The organism is Vibrio sp. 2-Bac 85, assembly GCF_037546705.1.
Lineage (GTDB): Bacteria > Pseudomonadota > Gammaproteobacteria > Enterobacterales > Psychromonadaceae > Psychromonas.
This window is the reverse complement of the sequence record NZ_JALAAB010000003.1, coordinates 17,422-37,697: the sequence shown is the minus strand read 5'-3', so window position 1 is coordinate 37,697 and position 20,276 is coordinate 17,422. Positions and strand designations below refer to the sequence as shown.

General features: G+C 35.4%; 12 protein-coding genes and 3 pseudogenes. 4 read left to right on the top strand and 11 right to left on the bottom strand.

Annotation, left to right across the window (positions count from 1 at the left end; translation table 11 throughout):
• Nucleotides 1-131: 131 nt before the first annotated feature.
• The 3 genes and pseudogenes from MT390_RS04545 to MT390_RS04535 all read left to right on the top strand — a co-directional run.
• A pseudogene (locus tag MT390_RS04545) lies at nt 132-1,127 on the top strand (IS4 family transposase); the annotation flags it as partial.
• A gap of 59 nt (nt 1,128-1,186) precedes the next feature.
• Nucleotides 1,187-1,609 (top strand): annotated as a pseudogene (locus MT390_RS04540) (IS1595 family transposase); the annotation flags it as partial.
• A 698-nt stretch (nt 1,610-2,307) separates the two neighbouring features.
• Entirely contained in the window at nt 2,308-4,059 is a 1,752-nt protein-coding gene (locus MT390_RS04535; protein ID WP_499439847.1) for a glycoside hydrolase family protein, read from the top strand.
• Nucleotides 4,060-4,279: 220 nt separating this feature from the next.
• On the opposite strand, the pseudogene tnpA reads toward MT390_RS04535, so the two are convergent.
• The 10 genes and pseudogenes from tnpA to MT390_RS04485 form a co-directional block, all read right to left on the bottom strand.
• Nucleotides 4,280-4,707, bottom strand: a pseudogene (gene tnpA, locus MT390_RS04530) (IS200/IS605 family transposase).
• A gap of 134 nt (nt 4,708-4,841) precedes the next feature.
• The gene (locus MT390_RS04525; RefSeq protein WP_499439845.1) at nt 4,842-6,248 is read right to left on the bottom strand and encodes a phenylacetate--CoA ligase family protein; all 1,407 of its coding nucleotides are present in this window, start codon (nt 6,246-6,248) and stop codon (nt 4,842-4,844) included.
• Nucleotides 6,249-6,386: 138 nt separating this feature from the next.
• Nucleotides 6,387-7,502, bottom strand: a complete 1,116-nt coding sequence (locus MT390_RS04520) for a CapA family protein (protein ID WP_499439843.1) — start codon at nt 7,500-7,502, stop codon at nt 6,387-6,389.
• 17 nt (nt 7,503-7,519) lie between these two features.
• The gene (locus tag MT390_RS04515; RefSeq protein WP_499439841.1) at nt 7,520-8,779 is read right to left on the bottom strand and encodes a glycosyltransferase family 4 protein; all 1,260 of its coding nucleotides are present in this window, start codon (nt 8,777-8,779) and stop codon (nt 7,520-7,522) included.
• Between the two features lie 46 nt (nt 8,780-8,825).
• Nucleotides 8,826-10,262, bottom strand: a complete 1,437-nt coding sequence (locus tag MT390_RS04510; protein ID WP_499439840.1) for an O-antigen ligase family protein — start codon at nt 10,260-10,262, stop codon at nt 8,826-8,828.
• A gap of 19 nt (nt 10,263-10,281) precedes the next feature.
• A complete protein-coding gene (locus MT390_RS04505) occupies nt 10,282-11,526 on the bottom strand; it encodes a glycosyltransferase family 4 protein (protein WP_499439838.1) in 1,245 nt (414 codons plus the stop codon).
• A 9-nt stretch (nt 11,527-11,535) separates the two neighbouring features.
• Nucleotides 11,536-12,750, bottom strand: coding sequence for a hypothetical protein (locus tag MT390_RS04500; RefSeq protein ID WP_499439837.1), 1,215 nt, complete (start codon nt 12,748-12,750; stop codon nt 11,536-11,538).
• A 40-nt stretch (nt 12,751-12,790) separates the two neighbouring features.
• On the bottom strand, nt 12,791-14,344 hold the full coding sequence (locus MT390_RS04495; protein ID WP_499439835.1) for a lipopolysaccharide biosynthesis protein: 1,554 nt from the start codon (nt 14,342-14,344) through the stop codon (nt 12,791-12,793).
• A 6-nt stretch (nt 14,345-14,350) separates the two neighbouring features.
• Nucleotides 14,351-15,334 (bottom strand): sulfotransferase, encoded by a 984-nt coding sequence (locus MT390_RS04490; protein WP_499439833.1) that lies wholly within the window; start codon nt 15,332-15,334, stop codon nt 14,351-14,353.
• Between the two features lie 12 nt (nt 15,335-15,346).
• Nucleotides 15,347-16,144 (bottom strand): WecB/TagA/CpsF family glycosyltransferase, encoded by a 798-nt coding sequence (locus tag MT390_RS04485; RefSeq protein WP_499439831.1) that lies wholly within the window; start codon nt 16,142-16,144, stop codon nt 15,347-15,349.
• A gap of 376 nt (nt 16,145-16,520) precedes the next feature.
• Here MT390_RS04485 and MT390_RS04480 point away from each other — a divergent pair, with 376 nt between their 5' ends.
• Nucleotides 16,521-17,531, top strand: coding sequence for a hypothetical protein (locus MT390_RS04480; protein ID WP_499439830.1), 1,011 nt, complete (start codon nt 16,521-16,523; stop codon nt 17,529-17,531).
• A gap of 110 nt (nt 17,532-17,641) precedes the next feature.
• Here MT390_RS04480 and MT390_RS04475 read toward each other — a convergent pair whose 3' ends face one another.
• Nucleotides 17,642-20,266: a tetratricopeptide repeat protein gene (locus MT390_RS04475; RefSeq protein WP_499439828.1), complete on the bottom strand. Its 2,625-nt coding sequence runs from the start codon at nt 20,264-20,266 to the stop codon at nt 17,642-17,644.
• Between the last annotated feature and the right edge of the window lie 10 nt (nt 20,267-20,276).

The following is a 20,276-nucleotide window of genomic DNA, read 5'->3' as shown; positions in this document are numbered from 1 at the left end:
TTTTAATTTCATCTTTGTGATAGTGATTTATGGGGATTCATACGTTGGATCTTAAAAAAATCAGTTGAAAACATGCTCTGAATTTGATCTGATAGTAATCGCCAAACCACTATCAATGAGCAAATCAGAGCATGAATAAAGATAATACTGAGTTACTGCAAATAACTAAAGTGCTTAATGAATTAAAAATTAATGAAATAGGTAAAAAGGTTAACTTTTGTAACCGAAAACGAATTATTAAACCTTTTGAATTGGTGATGTCGTTAATCACTGTTTTAGGTGATAAATCAGTCGATGCGGTAACAGATTTACATCGCTATTCTGTAAAATTAACTGAAACAGATGTGCAGTATAAGCCTTTTCATAATCAGCTGAGTAAACCGGAATTTGTTTAACTGATAAAAGAGTTAATTGGGGTTGCTGTGAATGATTGGCAGCAACAAGTGCTTGATACTGAAGTTGAGTTATCAGCATTTAAAGGTATCGTATTACAAGATGGTAGCTCTTTTGCTGTTCACGATAGCTTAAAAGATATTTTCAAAGGTCGCTTTACCAAAATCAGCCCTGCAGCCACCGAGGTTCATGTTAGTTGGGACGTATTGAAAGGCTAACCTGAGCAAGTATCTATAAATCCTGATAGTCAAGCAGAGTATGACTTTCTACCCGATGCGGACGCATTAGCAGGTAGGTTACTGCTGGCTGACCGAGGTTATTTCAAGCTTTCATATTTAGATGAGATAGACCAAGCTGGAGGCGCTTATGTTGTTCGTGCCAAAACAACAGTTAACCCGATGGTTGTTGCCGGATTCAATAAAGCGGGTAAGCCATTAAAACGATTTCAGAAAATAAAACAGAAAGCGGTTAAGAAGCATATTCGCCGTAGCGGTATTGTGGACATGGACGTAGAAGGGAAAACAAATTACCGATTAATTGCCAGTTGGCCGGAAGGAAAAGATGAACCGACTTATTGGGCAACTAATTTAGATAGAGAGCAGTTTAGTGCAGAAAAGGTGATGAAACTCTATCAGTTACGTTGGCAAATTGAGCTCCTCTTTAAAGAGTGGAAATCATATTGTAACTTACAAAAGTTTAACACTCGAAAAGCGACAATGATGGAAGGATTGGTCTAGAGTAGTTTACTCTCATTGTTGGTTAAACGACGTATAGGGTTAAGTGTTCAGCAACTTTAACACTTCGTCAAGCAGCTTCTATTTGTCACATTAATCTAAAAACTGCTTTCTTATGGCGACATCGTTTTTTAATGGCTAATACAGCTAAAACACAAGATAAATTATCAGGAATAGAAGCGAATTTCGAACAACATATCATAAGTAACTCCGTACTTTGTAGTGATGGAGCATGGCCTTATGTGAATATTGCAGAGCACAAGAATTGTGATCATAAACGATTAATCAATGGAAAAAATAGAGTAATAGAAAATATTTACCACATCCAAACCGTTAATGGTGCAATCACTCACTTTAAGAGTTGGGTGGTAGGCAGAATGAAAGGGGTAGCGACTAAGTATTTACCGCATTATCTAACTTGGTTTAGAGAAAGTAGCGCAAAGTATGATTTTCAACAAATTTTACTCGCCGCTTATAGGTGACAACAGTGTAATGGAACAGAGCCTAATTATTATTGATTTCTTATTTTTTTAATTACGAATTTTTCTGCTCTTATTACATTGTTAGAGTGTTAATCATGTACTAGTATCAAATTGTATTAACAAAAAGATAATACAATTTGTGTAAGCAGCGCAAGTGAAAAACAAACACTTAAGAGGTATTAACTATTTAATCCTTTATCGTGAGAATTAACACAAAGACTTTAATTCTTATTACTTTTAGGAAGATTACAACGAATAAATAACTAAATTTTAGCAAAAACAGTTCAAATAATTGACATGATTACTATAATAATCCCATATATTGCAGTTTAAATACACTACATAGTTTTTTAAAAAAATACGATACTTGGAAATAGTAAAAATCAGCTAAAAACTAGCAGACGAGTATTAAGGAGACAGATTAGTTAGTGAGTCTTGGTATCTGAACTAGTGACGTATAACTGCAACTAGATTGGTAACGAATTATATAAGCAATTTAATTTGAATAACTTGCCATTGAGGGTGAGCCTTCACAATGACTTAATTTTTTACAAAACAACCAGTTTTTTAAGTTTTTTTGGAAAGAATTTAGAAAACGTTATTGTGACACTGCCCCTAAAAATGGCAGCGATGAAAAGTAACTTTTTGCTTTTAATTAAAAGTTAATCGTAATTAAAATATCGACAACGGAGTTTAAAATGAATCTATTAACAGAATACCTAAAATTGGTGTTTACTATTTTTTTAATTTTTATATCTTATGGTACACAGGCATCATCAAGTTATGAGATGCCTGTTGGTATACCTAATACCACTTTAGATTTCCAACAAGAAATGCCCCTAAGACCCAGTGACTGGAGCATAGAAAAACCAGGTTACTATTACATAAATTATCAAACAGGTAGTGATAAACAAACTTATGGAACACCTGACGCACCACGTAAGTCGTTCCCTAATCCAGTATCAGCTGGTTCATATATTGAAATTGCAGGAGAGTATAATCAAGGCTTTAAAAATTATGGTAGCAGAATTTACTCCCTCAATGGGACCGATGCTGTTTGGAGTGCTGGTGTATCAGGTCCGGTATGGGTCACAAAAGCAAAAGATGCTTATGGCGTAATTAGTAAGCTTGGTTTTTTAGTGATGGGCACAAACGTTTTCATCTCTGACTTAGACTTTATTAACTCAGCAAATCTACAAATAGGCTCACCTAGTACAGGGAGACAAGCAACAAATATAGTCGCAAGAAATTTAGATTTGAATGGCGGTGGTATATCTGTGTCAGCAGACGTTACTGCACCTGTTTCAAATGTCGTAATCTATAACAGTACTGTTCACGATTTAGGCGATGTAAACTCTTTAACTGATGATGATAATCACATAATATCAGTTGGAAAGTATGTGTCTGACTTATGGATACTAGATAATGTATTGCACACTGCGTCTGGTGGAGGCCTTCAAATACTTGGTGATTTACATAGCCGAGGCTCAACACGCAACATATATGCAGGTAATAATGAAGTTTACAACACTAGACAAGCAGGGCTTTGGGTTAAATCAGGCTCGAATGTAATATTCTCAAGTAACCATATTCACGACTTGGTAAGCACTCCTTGGTCTCCCTCTAAAGGGCTCGGAGGTCAGTACTTACCTGATGAACTGTGGATGATTAATAACCATATACATGGTGTTGAGTATGGTATTCGTATTGCATCGACTAATTTATCAGATTGGACTCAAAAAATATACATGATCGGCAACGTTATCCATGATGTTCTACCTAAACAAGAAGGTGCAACTGTCGGCCCCATCGAAAATACTTCATCTTGGCAGAGTGCGGCTATTCATGTAGCAGGGGCTCAGGAGTTTTACATATACAATAACTTAATTTTTGATGCTCCAAATGGGATAGACTCTTCAAGCCCTAACCTTATAACAATAAAAAATAACGTTATTTTAGATGTTACAAGTGGTCATATTGATGAACCTACTGGTTATCATATCATGCTTGAACTTGCGGAGCTTAACGACCAATCATTTGTAGAGAACAACTACTTTGGTGATGGTATGAACGTCCTAATTAGGGAAGGAGTGAGGAAGGCTTTACATGAAACAGTATCATCTTTAAATTCTAAAAGTGGGGCTAGTGGTAATATTCAGGGGGCAAATATTATAACACAAAATAATATTGGTTCAATAATGGATGCATTGAGTATTGACGGCATGGGTTTTACAAAATTTAAAGATGCAGGTACTAATGTCAATGATATTTTAATAACTCGGTTTAAATCTCTATTTCCTAGCACTAGCGGAATAAATTCAGATATTTTTGAGAAACAACGCAACCTTGGGAACTCGATTGATATAGGGCCATTTGAACAATATGGGGTTAAGCAAGTCCCAACTATTCCGACAAAACCAGGAGAGTTAACATTATTTCAACTGCCATAAGGCAGTGCTAAAATTAGCATTAATATATTAACTAACAAGACAATGCTTTATTAATAAAGTAATGTACCCTACTAAAAGCTAACCAAGTAAATGAATTTAATTGATTAGCTTTTTTATATTATTACCATTACCTAAAATATTTTGAAAAACATAAAACCACTAAAGTAGGTGGCTTAGTTTTACGGACTAAAGTCCGGATACGGGTCAAAGACCCGTTGAATTAACCTTCCGTTCTAAAATTATCGTCACCTTTAACTTCAAAGTGTTGCTCTAGATATTCTTTAATCATTTCTTCGGTAACATCTCCTGATGTTACACAGAAATTTCCCCCAGCCTAGAAATGGCGCCCACAATATCTCTTTTTAAGATCTGGTCAACTTTCAAATAATTTAGCAGATGTTCACCCTTTAATTCCTCTCATTATTTCACTGGGCGCCATATTCGGTGGCGCTGAAACTAAAAGATGAACATGATCCTTACTTACAACGTCTTTTAAAACCTCAATTTCAAAGGCATTACATGTTTGCCGAACTAATTCCCTGACTTTTAAACCAACATCACCTTGTAATACTTGATATCTATATTTAGTCACAAAAAAAGTGATATTGAATTTTAAAAAACTGTATAGCTGCCGTATCTATAATCCATAACTACCTCCTTACACTAATAGAGAGATTATAGCTAAAGCTGACTGGCTAAAGCCGATGGTTTTAACCTTTTAGGTGACTAATAAAAATGACAACAATTTCATTGGTTTTTAAGTCATTAAATATATTTTTCAACTAACTTGATACATTGATTTTCTGTTCAACAAAGACTGACTTACCACGTTCCGTTAATGGGATATCAACCACTTGTGCCACAGAAACTTCTATCCGGTGCTGCAATTTATTACTAATATTATTAATAATTCGTTGTTTGCTCTCCTCCGAAAAGACCTTACTCGCTCTGATTTTAATTACTGCTACACCAGGAGTATCTTGATAAAATTGATACTGTAATACATCATCAAATGTATCATCATGCATATTAACTGCAGTCCATGAAATTAAGCTATTATCTCGTGCAACTAAATTTTCTTGAATACGGTGCCCCCTGATATTTTTAATGATTAAATGATGGCGCTGACAGGCATCACAATAATTACCAACATACTCAGCAAAGTCACCGGTTTTATAACGTACAAATGGCATTACTGTATTGATGAAGCCAGTTCCAACTATTTCACCAACTTGACCTTTTTCTGTAATTACATTGCCATTTTCGTCTAACAACTCCAAATAACCATAAGTCGGCCACACATGGTAATCGGCTGTATGTTCACATTCACCGGCTGCAACAAGCTTTTCACTGTGCCCATAAGAAGAGTAATATCGGCAGTTAAATACTGATTCAACAAAAGTACGTTGCTCTGGATAAACATTTTCTGATTCAGCTAAAACAGCTTTAATATTATTAAATGTTATATTCTCTTTTTTAGCGAATCTGGCTAATTGATATATTGATGAAGGATAAACATGAAGAAAGCAATCTTTCAATGTTTTAATATGAGAAATATAATGACTCATATCTTTGTCGTTCATGTGAAAATTACTATAATAATGTTCCTTAAACATAGGATCGTAACTTCGGTGCTCCCCCTCTTTTTCCCCCGTAACACGCCCTCTTAACACGGCTTTTATATCTCCAAGTTTAAAACCTGCTTTGCGCCAGCCATCAACTAAATAAGCATATTCAACCTGTGAACGACTTGCATTAATGTAAAAAGCAAGGGGAATACCACTTGTTCCACCTGTTGTTACATAATCAACATCGGAGTTATTTTTATCGACTAAAAGTAGATCCTCAGTATTATTATTAATAAAAGCTTTATCGATTAAGGGAAGCTTCTTAAAGTCATTTAGCGCATTAAAAGCAGAAACATCGATATTAGCTTCATCATATAATTTCCTATAAGCAGGGCATTTTTCATAAGCAATATTAACTTGCTGTTTTAATTGTTTAAGGTGGTAAGCGTCAATTTCAGCTTTTGTCCATTTATCAGCAGATAAAATAAGCTTTGTTGTTTCTCTAAATTTTTTACCAATTAGGTACTCTAAAGGAACAACTGAAAGTGCAAGGCCAGTCAATTTTTTAAAAATAGGAGGCATTGCCTCCCATATATTTTTCTTTGAAAATGCTTTTTTCATATTAATTATTTTCCGAAATAAAAACGTTATCCCATTGTTTTTGTAGACACTCAAGATCAAAAGGTTGAGATGATGAACTAGAATTAAACGAATACTTTTCAAGTGGTGGATATGTCGATAACAAATTCAAAACTATAATCATTTATTAGACAATTTAATAAAAACTCGAGAAAAATAATAGCGGCTCGCTGCTGCTACTCCTTCTCTTTGGCACATATTAGCTACTGATTTTAGGTGCAACTTTACCCACAAGGCACGTGCTAACACATAATTTATTTGAGCAAAAAACACACTGGAAAAAAATGAAGACAACCAATTAATTTCCTGTTTGAGTCTATACTTATCCTCACCTTGTAAATACTCTACTTGTAGCCCGCTATTGATAAAAAAAGGTACAACTTTAATTTCTTTTATTTCCTTGTCCTGAATAACAAATTCAAGACTTAAGCTATATTTGGTACTCGGCATTGCTTTAGTATCAATATCAATTAAAAAATTACCAATCCCATAAAATATAATCTTGCCTTTATATTTTTCAATACCTTGTATAACATGAGTATGGTGACAAATAACACAATCGGCTCCTGCATCAATTAATGCCTGTGCTCTTTTTCTTGAAACCTTATCAGTATAACGACAAAACTCAACTCCTTGATGCAAAGACACAAGTAGTAAATCTGCAGTCATTTTCAATTTTTTAACATCAGTTACCATTTCGCTCAAAGATTTGTAAGAAACATTTATCTCTGTATTAGTTGGAAATGGATGCGCGGCAGGTGAGTAAGCAATTAATGAAACATTTTCGCTTGGCAAATTAACTTTGTGTTCAAAACTTTCAGAATAGCTGCCCGTAGCCCCAAAACAACCCATTCCTTTTTTGTATACAGCATCAACAGTATCTTGAGCTCCGACAACGCCTAAGTCTAAGAAGTGATTATTTGCTACATTTGCTACATAATTGACATTCTGAGGAAAAACATTCAAATACCTCTCGACTCCATTCATAAGAACAGGTTTGGGTTCCCAAGGCTCGCCTCTTTCTGTTAAGCAACATTCCAAATTAAAAATGACTGTTGATTTTTCTTCAAAAATCTCATTTACATGCATAAAATTATAATCGTTTCCATGCTGCTCTATTGTTCTTGCTACTCCCCTCGCTAGAGCGATATCCCCTAAAAATAACATGCTCGATTTAGGTGATTTTGAAGCATAGTCCGCTAACTTTATCGTCCAATTACTACTTAGGATACTCATTATGAATTTAACCTTGATTAGTTTATGACTTTTTCCCAAATCATTGAGGAGGCCTGAAGTGTAAACTTCTCTGACTTATGTAATGCAGCTAATGAAACTCGTTCCGCTAGTTTTTTATTTGTTAACAACAAATATAGTTTATCAACAAATTCTGAGGTATCTTCTTTATTGATTAAATAGCCTGTTTTTCCTGGTTCAACAAGATCAGATAAATCACCTATGTCTGATGCAACAATTGGTAAACCTAGTGTTGCGGCCTCCATACATGATAATGGTAAACCTTCAGAGTCTGATGTAAGCACAAAAACCTGTGAATCTACTAAATGTGATGTAACATCGACTGTTGCCCCGATAAATGTGACATTTTTATTAAGTCCCAATTGCTGAGACAATAACTCATATTCTTTAAGTCTATTACCACCGCCAACAATGAGGACTGAAATATCGGGCAATTTTAGTTTTAATTGCGTCACTATTTTCAAAAAACGGTCAACTCTTTTTACAGGGTCTAATCTAGCAACAAGAATCAAATCATTATTTTTATCCCCTGACAAATTTTCGAACACTGACTTATCTATCCCCCCTGGATTTACAACTACATTTTCAACCTCAAAATTTTCTAAATATGACTTGGCTTTGTTGCCCATTGTCACAACAAGATCTATTGTTTTAATATAATTAATTAACCGCTTTTCTAAAATGTAATCATGCTTACCGATATCTTTGAAAATAGGAGTACCACTATATACTCCACCACCAATAATTTCAGACCAACCACCAACACAGAAGTAGATAGATTTAGCTGCATTCATCCTAGCAATAACGTTTGCAAAGATGCCGTTTAACAACAAATGAAAACCACCAACATAATCAACATTGTTACTCCTTGCAACCTTATAAGCCGTATAGGTTCTCGCAGAAATACTACCGAATATTTTTTGAATGATAGGAGAAGGCATAACATAAGTTACATTTTCTATTTCTAACATTTTTTCATCTGCGACAATCCAAATATGGTCGCAAACATTCGATTCGGCTAAAGGTTTAATATGTGCGGCAATCCAATTGTTAGACTCAAAACGCCCCATAAAAACAAATTTTTTCTTATTCGCATAATCATTTTTTTTCATGTTCTTACATGAAAATTTAATAGCAATAAAACTTGACATTCTTATAATCAAATAGACTAAAAAATTTGATAACAGTTGTCTAAAGAATGTTTTCTTTTGGGACTCAATTAGGCGTGACTTTTGAACCGTATATTCTTGACTTTCCACAAATGCTCCTTTTAGTTATATTTTATCCAAATGCAATAGAATAAATTTATTCGCTTAATAAGCTACTTTTACCACCATTACAGTTTTTTTCCCGTTCAACATAGACTCTTAATAACAAACCTATTGCAACCCACATTCCAACAGCCCCCTCTCTAGGATAAAAGGTTTGACTACCAACAGAGGCAATAAAGAATGACATTAATAACGCGAATGAAACCCCTCCTGTCACAATATAAATTTTATCTGAATTATCACGAAAAAGGCTCCAAGAATACTTTAAAAAAATAAAATACAATAAAAAGACAGGGATCGCACCTACGAATCCATTGTCTTGAATCCACTGTAAATAAGCATTATGAGGATGAGGAAAGCTATCAAATTCTCCATACATTTCCCTCATTTTTAATGTTATCCCTATATTAGCCATCGCCTCTCGCCCATACCCAAAAAAAGGAGCCTCTGTAATTGACTCCCAAACCAATGGCCATGCTAAATTTCGGCCAGAAGTTACTTCATAAAGATCAACCTCTTCTCCTTCAAAATCAATTCCTTGATCTCCGTTCATCGGCTGTGACTCAGCTGATTCTTCGGATGAAAAACCAAAGCTTAGGCGCTCGACTGCAGAAGGTGCGAAAGCAATTACAGTGATATAAACAAGCGGTATTAATAGAATATATTTTCGCCACTTAAATAAACAATAAATCCCCCCGAGAGCAGCCCAGGTGCCATACCCAGTTCGTCCCCCCGTTAACGCCATTGCCAGAAAAATAACAAAGCAACTAGGTAGAATAAAGTACCAGTAATGCTTGGTACTCACTAACTCTTTTAAACAAAAAACTAACCAGAAAGCACCACTCATCATCATCGATACATTCACACGGTGAAAACCAACACTTTTTGATATTATTTTAAGCGCTTTATGTTGTAACGCATCCCCGCCTAATGTTAATGAACCCAACTTCATTGCTTTTACTACTTGTAGAGCTAATAAAATAAACATTAAAGCCAATGATCCTAAAGCAAAATTATATTGCTTACGGGTACGACAGCCATCAAATATAATCAGACTTGGCAATACCCATTTAAAGCAATTTATTAAATATTCATTAATATCGCTCACCATACGAGGTGCTGGCGCTCCAATGACTTCAAACAATTCGAGTAAACCACTGTGATCATATAAATACCTAGTAACACTAATAGTGATAAAAAACCCATATATGAACAACAAAGTATTGATAAATTTTGGCATTTCCCAAATTAATTTTTCTTTTTTTCTATTCGATAACCAAGATAAAACAGTATTTACGAACAAAAAATTCCAGTGATTTAAACCTGGGACCCCTCCGATTGCTTTTGGCATATCAGGATGTTGGAAAATAGCCATCAGAAGAACCAACCAACAAGCAGCTCGAAACCAATCCTTCCACGCATAGACACTTAAATAAGCGATTAAAAGTGTTAATAATGTAATTCTAATCATAATTTAGTCCATGGCTAGTTTATCTGAAACCTAAAAATATTTCGTTCCATTGTAATGAAACCTGCGTCAAAGAAAACCGCCTACTATCTGAATAGGACTTTCTAGAGAATTCATTTTTTTTATTTTGAGAGCTGAATAATTGTATATAAGCAGTTGCGAAGTTGATTTCTGATAATGGTGACACTAAATAACCATTTTCATTATTTTTTAACAAATTATCAAGATCGCCAACATCAGAAGTAATTGATGGCAAACCAGTCATCATAGCTTGAATTAATGCCTGAGATAAGCCCTCAGAATCAGAGGTAAGTACAAAACATTTAGATTGTTGTAACCAAATATGGATATTATTTTGCCAACCAACAAAATCAACATCATCGGCAATACCTAATTTCAATGCAAAATATTCAAGACTTTCTTTATCTGGTCCATCACCAATAATAACAGCATTTAGACTGGGTAGTTTTTCTTTAGCGAGTTTAATAGCACCTAAAAACCTGTCAACTCGTTTGATTTCTGAGAGGCGACCAATAAGAATTAAATCATACAATTTCTTTTGTTTTGTATTTGGATAAAATAAATTATCGTCAAAACCACCCGGTACAATTTCAAATTGTGTTTTGACACCTTTATTTTTAAAAAATTCTATTGCACTGGTTCCCATTGATATCACTAAGTCCATTTCATTAACTACTTTCAATAGCAGTGCCTCAATAAAATAATCAGCCTGACCTATTCGGCTAAATATTCTATTTTCCGTTGAGAATCCTCCTCCAACGACTTCTCTCGGCCCGCCACCACAAATATAGACTGATTTTGCACCTATCAATTTAGCCAACAATACAACAACCAGACCATTTAACAGTAAATGAAACCCAACTAATACATCCGGACGCTCTTTAATTGCCAACCAACAAAAATATAATAACCTTGCTCCAACTGTCCCTATTATTTTTTCTAACCATTTGGGCGCATAAGCTCCAAAAACTTTATCCATTTGAGGTACAGTTGCAGATGCGACCATCTTTAAATGTATACAGTTTTCAGCATTTCCCATAGGTCGTAAATGTGTTATTAACCAATGATCTGAATAAAAGGTACCAGTAGCCAACACCCTAAGACCTTTCTTTTTATTATATTTCCGTTTTGGTAATATTTTGACGAGTAATATTAAACCGTGATATGAAATTAACGTAGCCCTTAAAAACCAACGATATACATGCTTCCCAGCACTCATTTTTTTGCTTGGTAAATTTTTATACATATTAGATATTTATTCACTCACAGAAGGAAATTGTAGAATGGCCCAAGGAATTGAAATACTTGAACAGTCTGAATCATCCGATGGATTAATTACTATTCCTTCAAACAATAGTTCATTTATATAAAGTTTGACTTTTTCTGGCTTATCAACGTACCAAGTTAATCCGTGAAGATCTTCTCCGCTATATTCTGTAGAAAGATATATATGTGTTTCATCTCCAACCACTTTAACTGAAAAATCGAGCTCATCGACTGTGCGACAATAACCTAATAAACGTCTCGTCGTTGATGTTAATATCTGTTTACTCTTTTGGTAGCTTGATAACAATTCAAAAGCTTGACGTGTTTCATTAGTAAACGGCTCTGCTACTGAATGCACCTTACCCAAATGACTATAAAGAATACTGCACCCACGCTTTTTAACCAGTGTATCTAACACTTTCTTAGTAATTACATGATGCACACCACGCGCTTGATCAAAGCACGAAACTCCTCCCCAAGAGGGGTTGCAACGCATAAACTCATTAATTGTAGTGCCGTCAACTAGCTTAGATTTGCGTAAGACTTTATTCTCTTTATGCATTGCATACTTTTTATTACCTAACCTTGCAAACCAACCTTTAGCGAACTCTAACGCAATCGTTTTAAGAGAAGCTTTAATTTGCTTTTTATTAAACAGCGCTTGATAACTTCTTTTAGCATTTTGCGCAACGATGCTTGTTACACGTCCTTTCCAAATAAAAACTAACATGCCAGATTGTACCGTTAAGTCACTATGGTAAGCTGGTTTACCGACCTCCGCACCTTGCCCTTGCATAATACCATTGTCTAGATTAGTTGGCGCTTGAGCATGATCCACCCAGACTTGTATCTTTTTTTTACCTGCTTGAATAGCATTCCAGTGTTTTTCAATTAACACTCTATCTTTAACAAAGTCACCAAAAGAATGCAGGCAATCAATATGACCTGACTCAATCAATTGATGAATTTTTTGTCGTCCGTCATCATCCGTATTGATATATGAAAAATTATGTTCAGGCATATCAAAATAGATAGTATTACCGACTTCTAAGCCCACACCTTTCCCTAAAGACGTTTCTTCAGTGGTATTTAGGTAACGTGCGGTTTCAAAATAAATTTCTTTATTAGGTGTTTCATCTAAATCGCTACAAATAGCCAGCATTGCACTATAAGGGTAAGGGTATTTTCGTAAACTAACGCTCATGCTCAATAGCCCCTCGGCAAGTGAATATATTTAAAAAATATCATGAAGAAATTTTCAATCGACAAAACAATTTTTGTTGTGTTTTTACGGGTACTAAATAGACAAAATAGATAATAATAGTGACGATGCCAGCACTAACCAAAGTAGCTATTGCAGTAACGGAATCATTTAACTCATAGGCATGACGAGACCACGCAAGTAGGCCTAAAAATGGCATGATATAGAGTAATGGCTTAATAAAACTACTTTGAACATAACCAAGCCATGACAGCTTCAGTTGCCGGCAGGTATAAATAGGGACAATAAACCCATAAACAATATTCATAGGGACGACAAATAATAAAGCAGCCGTGGTTAGCTCCCAATTATCAACACCTAAAAACAAAATACTTATTACAAAAATAACGAATACAGCAATGAAAGCAAATATAGAGATTTTTCCATGTTGATTCAGACCCATTAATATGCGGATAGAAGTGTCTTGCGCCATTGGTAATAATTGCCCTAGTGCAAGTATCATCATTAAAGGCCATAGTGCATAGTCATTACCCATCCAATATCGTAAAACTACATCACCATAGATAAATAAGAAACCTAAACTCGGTAAGGCAAATGCAAAGCTAAGTTTGGTGGTATTAACAAAAAGAGCCTGAATAGCTTTATCATCACCCGCCCCCTGCATGGAACCTGTTGTCGGGGTTAACATTAATGTGAATTTAGTCATAAACGTTTTTATTTGCCGAGTCAGTGCCATCGGCCTTGCAAAGACAGCTAAAGCAGCAGGCCCAATCGCACTGACCAAAATGATATTAATGCTTTGCAATAAAAGAATCGGAGGAAGGTTTGATAACATGCTTTTTATACTAAAAATCAACATTTCTTTGCAGGTTGCCAAGTTTGCCATTTTTAGATTAAATTGAAACTCTTTGCAGAGTCTAGCCACAAAAACAAACCGAATTGTTTCAAAAACGATTGTTGAAATTAAGTAACCTATCGCCATTCCTATCACGCCAAGATCGGTAAAAAAAAGTAGCGTAACCATAAGAGCCAATGAGAAAAGACTATCACCAGCATGCAATGAATTATGAATATCCCAACGATGATAACCTGTCAATAATCCCTTGGCAGAGCCTGCTGCCATTCCAACTGACAAACTGAACCCTAAAAAAAGCACAACCCATTGTGCCATTTCAGTATTTTCTTTTAATGACTCACTAAAAAAAACCGGCAGTAAAAAGTAAAATAAAATAGTACATAGTGTAACTGCTGAAGACACAACTAACTGCACAAAGACTGCAGAATTTGCTACCTCATTCAATTTGACAAAATCACCCGCTGAGCGATATTTTGCAATATAACGGTTAAAACAAGCCCCCATACCAAATCCAAGTATTGCCAAATAACTAACAAAGGACCAACCGAAATCCCAAATACCCAATGCTACTTGGCCTACTTTTTCATCAACTAAACGAGGCATTATAAAACCTGAAAAAACAAGAACAAGCTGACTGGCCCAGCTCACCATTAAATTCCATGTAAAACGATCTTGTCCGGTTAAATCAACTTTTTTGTTTTTATCGACATCTTGAGTCATTATTATTTATTCCGTATAACCAAGTGCTTGATGATAATCACCGGTAACTTGATGGTATGTTGCAAGCTCACTTTCACTGAGTAGTGCTTTCCAGCGATCATCTAACTTAATCACTTCAGAGTCATCTAAACGCATGCCATTACCAACGACATGATGCTCGACAGTTTTAAAATCTAACCGTTTCAGAGAAGGGTCAACCCCTATAAATTCAAACAATTTATCTAATGTCTTTTCCGTATCATTGCATATATCTTCATAATGCACTTGCATCCAACTTTCTTTAGGCATGGTTGCTAATACAGCTTCTGTTTCTTGATTGCAACGCACCCACTCTTCAGCACCAAGTTCAATGCCACGGCTATGTTCTGGTGTTTTACCTGTGCCACCACCACGGAATTTTGGGTCTTTAGCATCAGCAAACTCTGAAGGACTTTTGTATGCTAATGAGACACCACGACCATCACGCACCATCCAAATAACTTTAACGTCTAATTCAGGGTTTTTAAGTAAGAATTTTAAGCGGATGCCAATTTTTGAAGAGTCAATAACCGTCTCTACACCAGCTTGCTCAGCTATTGAACGAGCATAATCAGCATTACGTTTTTGAAGAAAAGGAAGTTGCTTTCGCCACACAGGAGATAGTATTAACAATGAATCACGTACAAACTCCATAAATGGGTTACGCACTAAAGGTCTAAGCAACCTCTGCATATAAGGCGTTGCGCCTGTTCGAATATCAGTACCTGCATTCGATATACAAAAATCATGGCCTTTAGTTGCCATTTTATCGGTTACGCCTTGCCAAAAACTACAATCTTTAGCAAGTGTTTTGCAAGAACACAAATAACTACTTTCATCACCGAGATTAATGGCTTTTAGTTCTCCAACACTACAAAGATCTGGATGAGCACCTAATAACATGGCGGTCATGGTTGACCCTGAATGGCTTGCTGCTGCTAGATAAACTAATTTTTGTTTTTTATGCGTCATGTGTTTTCTTCATTAGGATTTTTGAGGTGTGATTATTTCTTTTAACAACATACCTATAAATAAAGTATTCGTCACCAAGTAGCGTTTCCATAACCGACCAGGCTCTTGAAGTACTCGATATAACCATTCCATGCCCAGTTTCTGCCAAATTAATGGTGCGCGTTTAACTTTACCTGCAAATACATCAAATGATCCGCCTACACCATGCACTACTGGCACTTGCATTACGTCCCCCCATTTAGCCATAAATTGCTCTTTTTTAGGCGAGGTAATAGCAACAAATAATACATCTGCTTTTGCGGCTGCAATATTATCAGCGACCTCGCTTTGTTGATCTTCAGAGAAGTAACCATTTTGGCGACCAGCAATGACCACACTAGGATAATGTTTATGAATTTGACGTTCAATTTCTTCTGATATCTCTTCCGTGGCACCTAAACAAAAAACACGATAACCTAATTTATTACCACGTTCTAATATGCCATGCATAAGATCGATACCAGCGACTCGCTCAGGTAATTTTTTATTGAGAATTTTACTGGCTAATACTACTGCACTTCCATCAGCAAGAATCAAATTTGATGAAGTAACATCCTCCCCAAGAGCAGGGTTACGCTTCATATTGACAACTTTAGCCGCATTTAACATACCGATATGCAGAGATTGTTTAGAAGTGATACATTCGTTAATAATATCTAGGGATTGGGACATGCCTAATGGATGGATATCGATACCAAACATTTTAATAGTGGGCGCTTGTACCTTATATCGTTTTAAAGGTTCATTTAATACGCAATTATCATCCGTCATTTGCCTGTCCTTAGCAGTTATATTTTATTATTTTACTATTATTTTAATATAATGATTGTTTATGTTACTTCAACTCTGAATAAGCAAATTAGCATAGCTACTTCTATAGTTATCTGCTTTAAACGACCTTTCATAACCCGTTATTGGTTCTTGAATTCAGTAATAAGTTCAATAGTTATTATTGAACTGCACAAATTAACTACACGGTAACATTTTAAACTTAACTTATTGATATAATGACATCTTTCGCTTCCATCGCACGGAGTCAAAATTAAGATGTAAATATTAACACAATTTAATACCACCTTTTCCGCATATAAAGATAAAATACTCATTTTATTACGTTAAGTCACTACAAATAACAGGGAATCTAACAATGCAGACAGTAGACTATTTAATAAGCTTAGATTACGAATTATTTTTTGGTAAAAATCCAGGCTCAGTTGAAAATTGTATGCTGAAACCTACGAAGCAATTAATCACTATTTTAGATAAACACAATAGTAAAGTTTGCTTATTTGTCGATGCGGGTTTTCTTGTTAAATTAAAAGAGTATTCCAATCAGTTCCCTGAACTTAAAGAACAATATAACGAGATTCAAAAACAATTATTATCACTATCCGAAGCAGGCCACGATATACAACTGCATATTCACCCGCATTGGTTTGATAGTGTTTATGATCAAACCGGTTGGCAGATTGATACAAGTCGCTATCGTTTACATGACTTTTCTGAACAAGAAATAGAAGAGATAGTAAGCACTTACAAAGCTGAATTACAACTGTGTAGCCATCGTCCTATTTTTGCTTATCGAGCTGGGGGTTGGTGCTTACAGCCATTTATCAAAATTAAACAGGCTTTGCTAAATAATGGAATTTGGTTAGATAGTACGGTCTTTAATCAGGGTTATTCATCGGATCCAACCAGACACTTTGACTTTAAAGGTATGCCACAACAACCCTCTTGGACTTTCTCTAACGATCCATTGCTACCAGAGCAATCTGGAGAGTTTGTTGAATTACCGATCAGTGCCTTTAAAACTTCTCCTTTATTTTTCTGGAAACTTGCTTTTCACAAAAAATTCTCAAGTAAGCAATTCAAACCCTTTGGTGATGGCCAAGCAATGGTAGCGAATAATCACTATTACTTTCAAAGGCTAACACAGAGTACTTATGGCCCCGTTATGATCGATGGCGCGAAAGCTGGACAACTACAAAGTGCATTTCATAGGCACCTTAAGCAAGGGGATGCTAAGGGGATATTTAATATCATGGGGCATCCCAAAAGCCTTGCTCCTTACTCTTTACATAAACTAGATCTGTTTTTGAGTAAGAATAAACAATTGCACTGCAAGACCTTTCAAGACTTGGTTCATTTAAAAAAATAAAGCAAACGAAGTAAATATTCATGTTCATGTTCATGTAAAAAGAAAGCCCCTCAATCATTGTTTATAACGATTGAGGGGCTTTTTACAATATTACTTTTTAAACTAATTTATTATTTTTCAGAAACTAAAGACCAATGCTTTTTAATTTCAGCATCATTTGGCATTAATTCTAACGCTTTTTTGAGTATTGGTTTTGCTTGTTCATATTTACCCGCCTGATATAAGATCCAACCGTAAGTATCTAAAACAGCACCATTATTCGGTGCGACTTTATAAGCCCTTTCAGCCATTACCTCGGCTTTAGGATCACCACTTAATGAATATAACCAAGCTGCATTATTCAAGCTAGCTACTTGATTAGGAGCAACCGATAGAACTTTCTCATAAGCCGCTATCGCTGCTGTATTATTACCTTCACCTTGCAATACCATGCCATCATTTAAATTTGCATAAACACTGTTAGGTGATTTTTCTTTCCATTTAGCTAATAAATCACGCGCTTTTACATTATCTTCAACTTTATAAAAGTTATATAACTCAAGAGCAATTTCCTCTGTTGCACTTTTATTCCATTCAGCTTTTAATAACTGCTCAGCTTTGACTTTATCTTTCTGTGCTAATGCTAATTGAGCCTGTAAAAGTACAACTTGAGGATTGTCCGGCAACATAGATTCTATCTGCTTCAATACTTTATCAGCTTCCGTATATTGCCCTGAACGCGTCTCAATTGTAGCCAGCCTAATTAAGAACAATGGTTGTTCAGGCGTTAATTGCAATTGCGCTAATGTTAACTCCCTCGCAACAGGGTAATTCCCCTCTTGCATTGCCATAATAATTCTTACATTACTTATTTGTTGTTGTAGTTGATCGGCTTTATCTTTTAACTCAACGGGTAAATTCGATGCAGTTTTAACCAACTGATCTGCTTCGGTTAAATTATTACTTTGATACTGATAATCAGCTAATACTAACGCTAAAATATTAGCCTTATGTTTATTGGATAAGTAGGTACCAACCGTTAGAGGATCTTTTTGCTGCTGCTTAAGGCTAACAACCGCACCATAATAAGCTCTTAATTGGTCTGGATATAGCGTAATTATTTTATCGTATTGCTCAAAAGCCGCTTTCCAATCTTGTTGAATTTGCTTGCTTTGTGCTAAGCCGTAATAAGCCTGCACATCATTATCAGATTCTTCAATAATACGATTAAAATGATCCTCAGCAAGCGAGAATTGATTACGGTATAGATAATAATTTGCAACTAATAAGCGTGTTTGTGTAGAACTACCTTCACTCTTAGCCAGCTCAGTAATAAATTGATCTGCTTTGTCTAACTCTTTTAATTCAATTAATTTTTTTAAATAAGCCGTTTGCAAAGGGAAATCCGAAGCATTTTTTTGCAGACCTTTTGCTAATACATCAAGCACTTGTTGTGATTGTTCTGGTGTTTTAGCAGTAATATAACTACTTGTTAATAAAGGTAGTTGAGAAGAATCTGGAAATAGTTTTGCGATTCGAGCAAGCGCAATATCAGCTTTATCAAACTCACCTTCTGAAATAGCAGCAATGGTATAAAGTGTTAACGTATCAAGTCGATTTTCATAGTCAATCACATCATCTAATATCGCTAATACATCGTTACTCTGATTTAGCTTAAGCTGCGTCATTGCATAGATTTGAGTTAATTGTGGCGTATTCACTTCAGGGTCGATCATACCTGACAGGTATTTTTCAGCACCGTTGATATCGCCCTCTGTGTATAAAATAACACCTAACATAGTCGACGCTTTATTATTTTTTGCATCAATTTTTAAGATTTCATAAAGCTCTTTTTTTGCTTTCGCTATCTCTTTTCTTTTGTAATATTCCTGTGCTGAAGCATAGTGCTCGTTGATAGTGGTTGCTGTTGGAAATTCATCACTTAATATACGTGAGTATAATAAAGCTTCAGAGCTACGCCCTTGTGAAGTTAGAATACTTGTTAGTGCTCTTAGAATACCAATACGTTCAGGCGTGAAAATATCAGATGACGGGATCACAGTAAGTGCATAAGACAATGTCTTCTCAGCGTTTTCTATATCTCCTTTACCCATTAATAGAAAGCCTTTAAGCATTAAGCCTTCGATATTTTTTTCATCAATTTGTAATGCACTATCAAGTAATGAAAGAGCATTCTGCTTATTACTCTGTGCTGCAGCAATGCGTGCTTCACCAATTAAACCTTCGCTTTTAAAGTCAGAGGTCGTCTGCAATTCTTTGAATAATGACAATGCTTGTTTACCATTATCTTCAAGTAACAGTATTTTTGCTTTCAACAACTTAAATTGACTAGGATTTTGAGATAACAAATCGGCATGCTGTTCAATTAACTTGTTTGCAGAAATAACCTTGCCACTACGTTGATAAGACTCTAACAGTAGTAAGTAATAGTCTGCATTTTTATCGCCTTTGTAAGCGTTTAAAACCTCAATTGATTGATTAGATTGCCCTAGTTTATTATAGGTTTTTGCTAAAATAACATAACCATCAATATGATTGGGATACGCTGCAATTGCGTTATTGGCAGAGTTGATCGCGGCTTTAAATTGGCTCTGATCCAGATAAGTTTTGCCTTGCTGAGTATATTGAGTCAAATCCGCAACATTAGGTGATTCAGTATCTCCATCACAGCCAACCATAAGCAAAGAGCTTGCTAATACAAATGAACTCAAAATGCCTGTCGTATGTTTTTTCATGGTATTCCCT

What these genes read in the sequence shown, in the direction of transcription:
- MT390_RS04535 (WP_499439847.1), top strand. Translation starts at nt 2,308, where the DNA reads ATGAATCTATTAACAGAATACCTAAAATTGGTGTTTACTATTTTTTTA.
- MT390_RS04525 (WP_499439845.1), bottom strand. Translation starts at nt 6,248, where the DNA reads ATGAAAAAAGCATTTTCAAAGAAAAATATATGGGAGGCAATGCCTCCT.
- MT390_RS04520 (WP_499439843.1), bottom strand. Translation starts at nt 7,502, where the DNA reads ATGAGTATCCTAAGTAGTAATTGGACGATAAAGTTAGCGGACTATGCT.
- MT390_RS04510 (WP_499439840.1), bottom strand. Translation starts at nt 10,262, where the DNA reads ATGATTAGAATTACATTATTAACACTTTTAATCGCTTATTTAAGTGTC.
- MT390_RS04505 (WP_499439838.1), bottom strand. Translation starts at nt 11,526, where the DNA reads ATGTATAAAAATTTACCAAGCAAAAAAATGAGTGCTGGGAAGCATGTA.
- MT390_RS04500 (WP_499439837.1), bottom strand. Translation starts at nt 12,750, where the DNA reads ATGAGCGTTAGTTTACGAAAATACCCTTACCCTTATAGTGCAATGCTG.
- MT390_RS04495 (WP_499439835.1), bottom strand. Translation starts at nt 14,344, where the DNA reads ATGACTCAAGATGTCGATAAAAACAAAAAAGTTGATTTAACCGGACAA.
- MT390_RS04490 (WP_499439833.1), bottom strand. Translation starts at nt 15,334, where the DNA reads ATGACGCATAAAAAACAAAAATTAGTTTATCTAGCAGCAGCAAGCCAT.
- MT390_RS04485 (WP_499439831.1), bottom strand. Translation starts at nt 16,144, where the DNA reads ATGACGGATGATAATTGCGTATTAAATGAACCTTTAAAACGATATAAG.
- MT390_RS04480 (WP_499439830.1), top strand. Translation starts at nt 16,521, where the DNA reads ATGCAGACAGTAGACTATTTAATAAGCTTAGATTACGAATTATTTTTT.
- MT390_RS04475 (WP_499439828.1), bottom strand. Translation starts at nt 20,266, where the DNA reads ATGAAAAAACATACGACAGGCATTTTGAGTTCATTTGTATTAGCAAGC.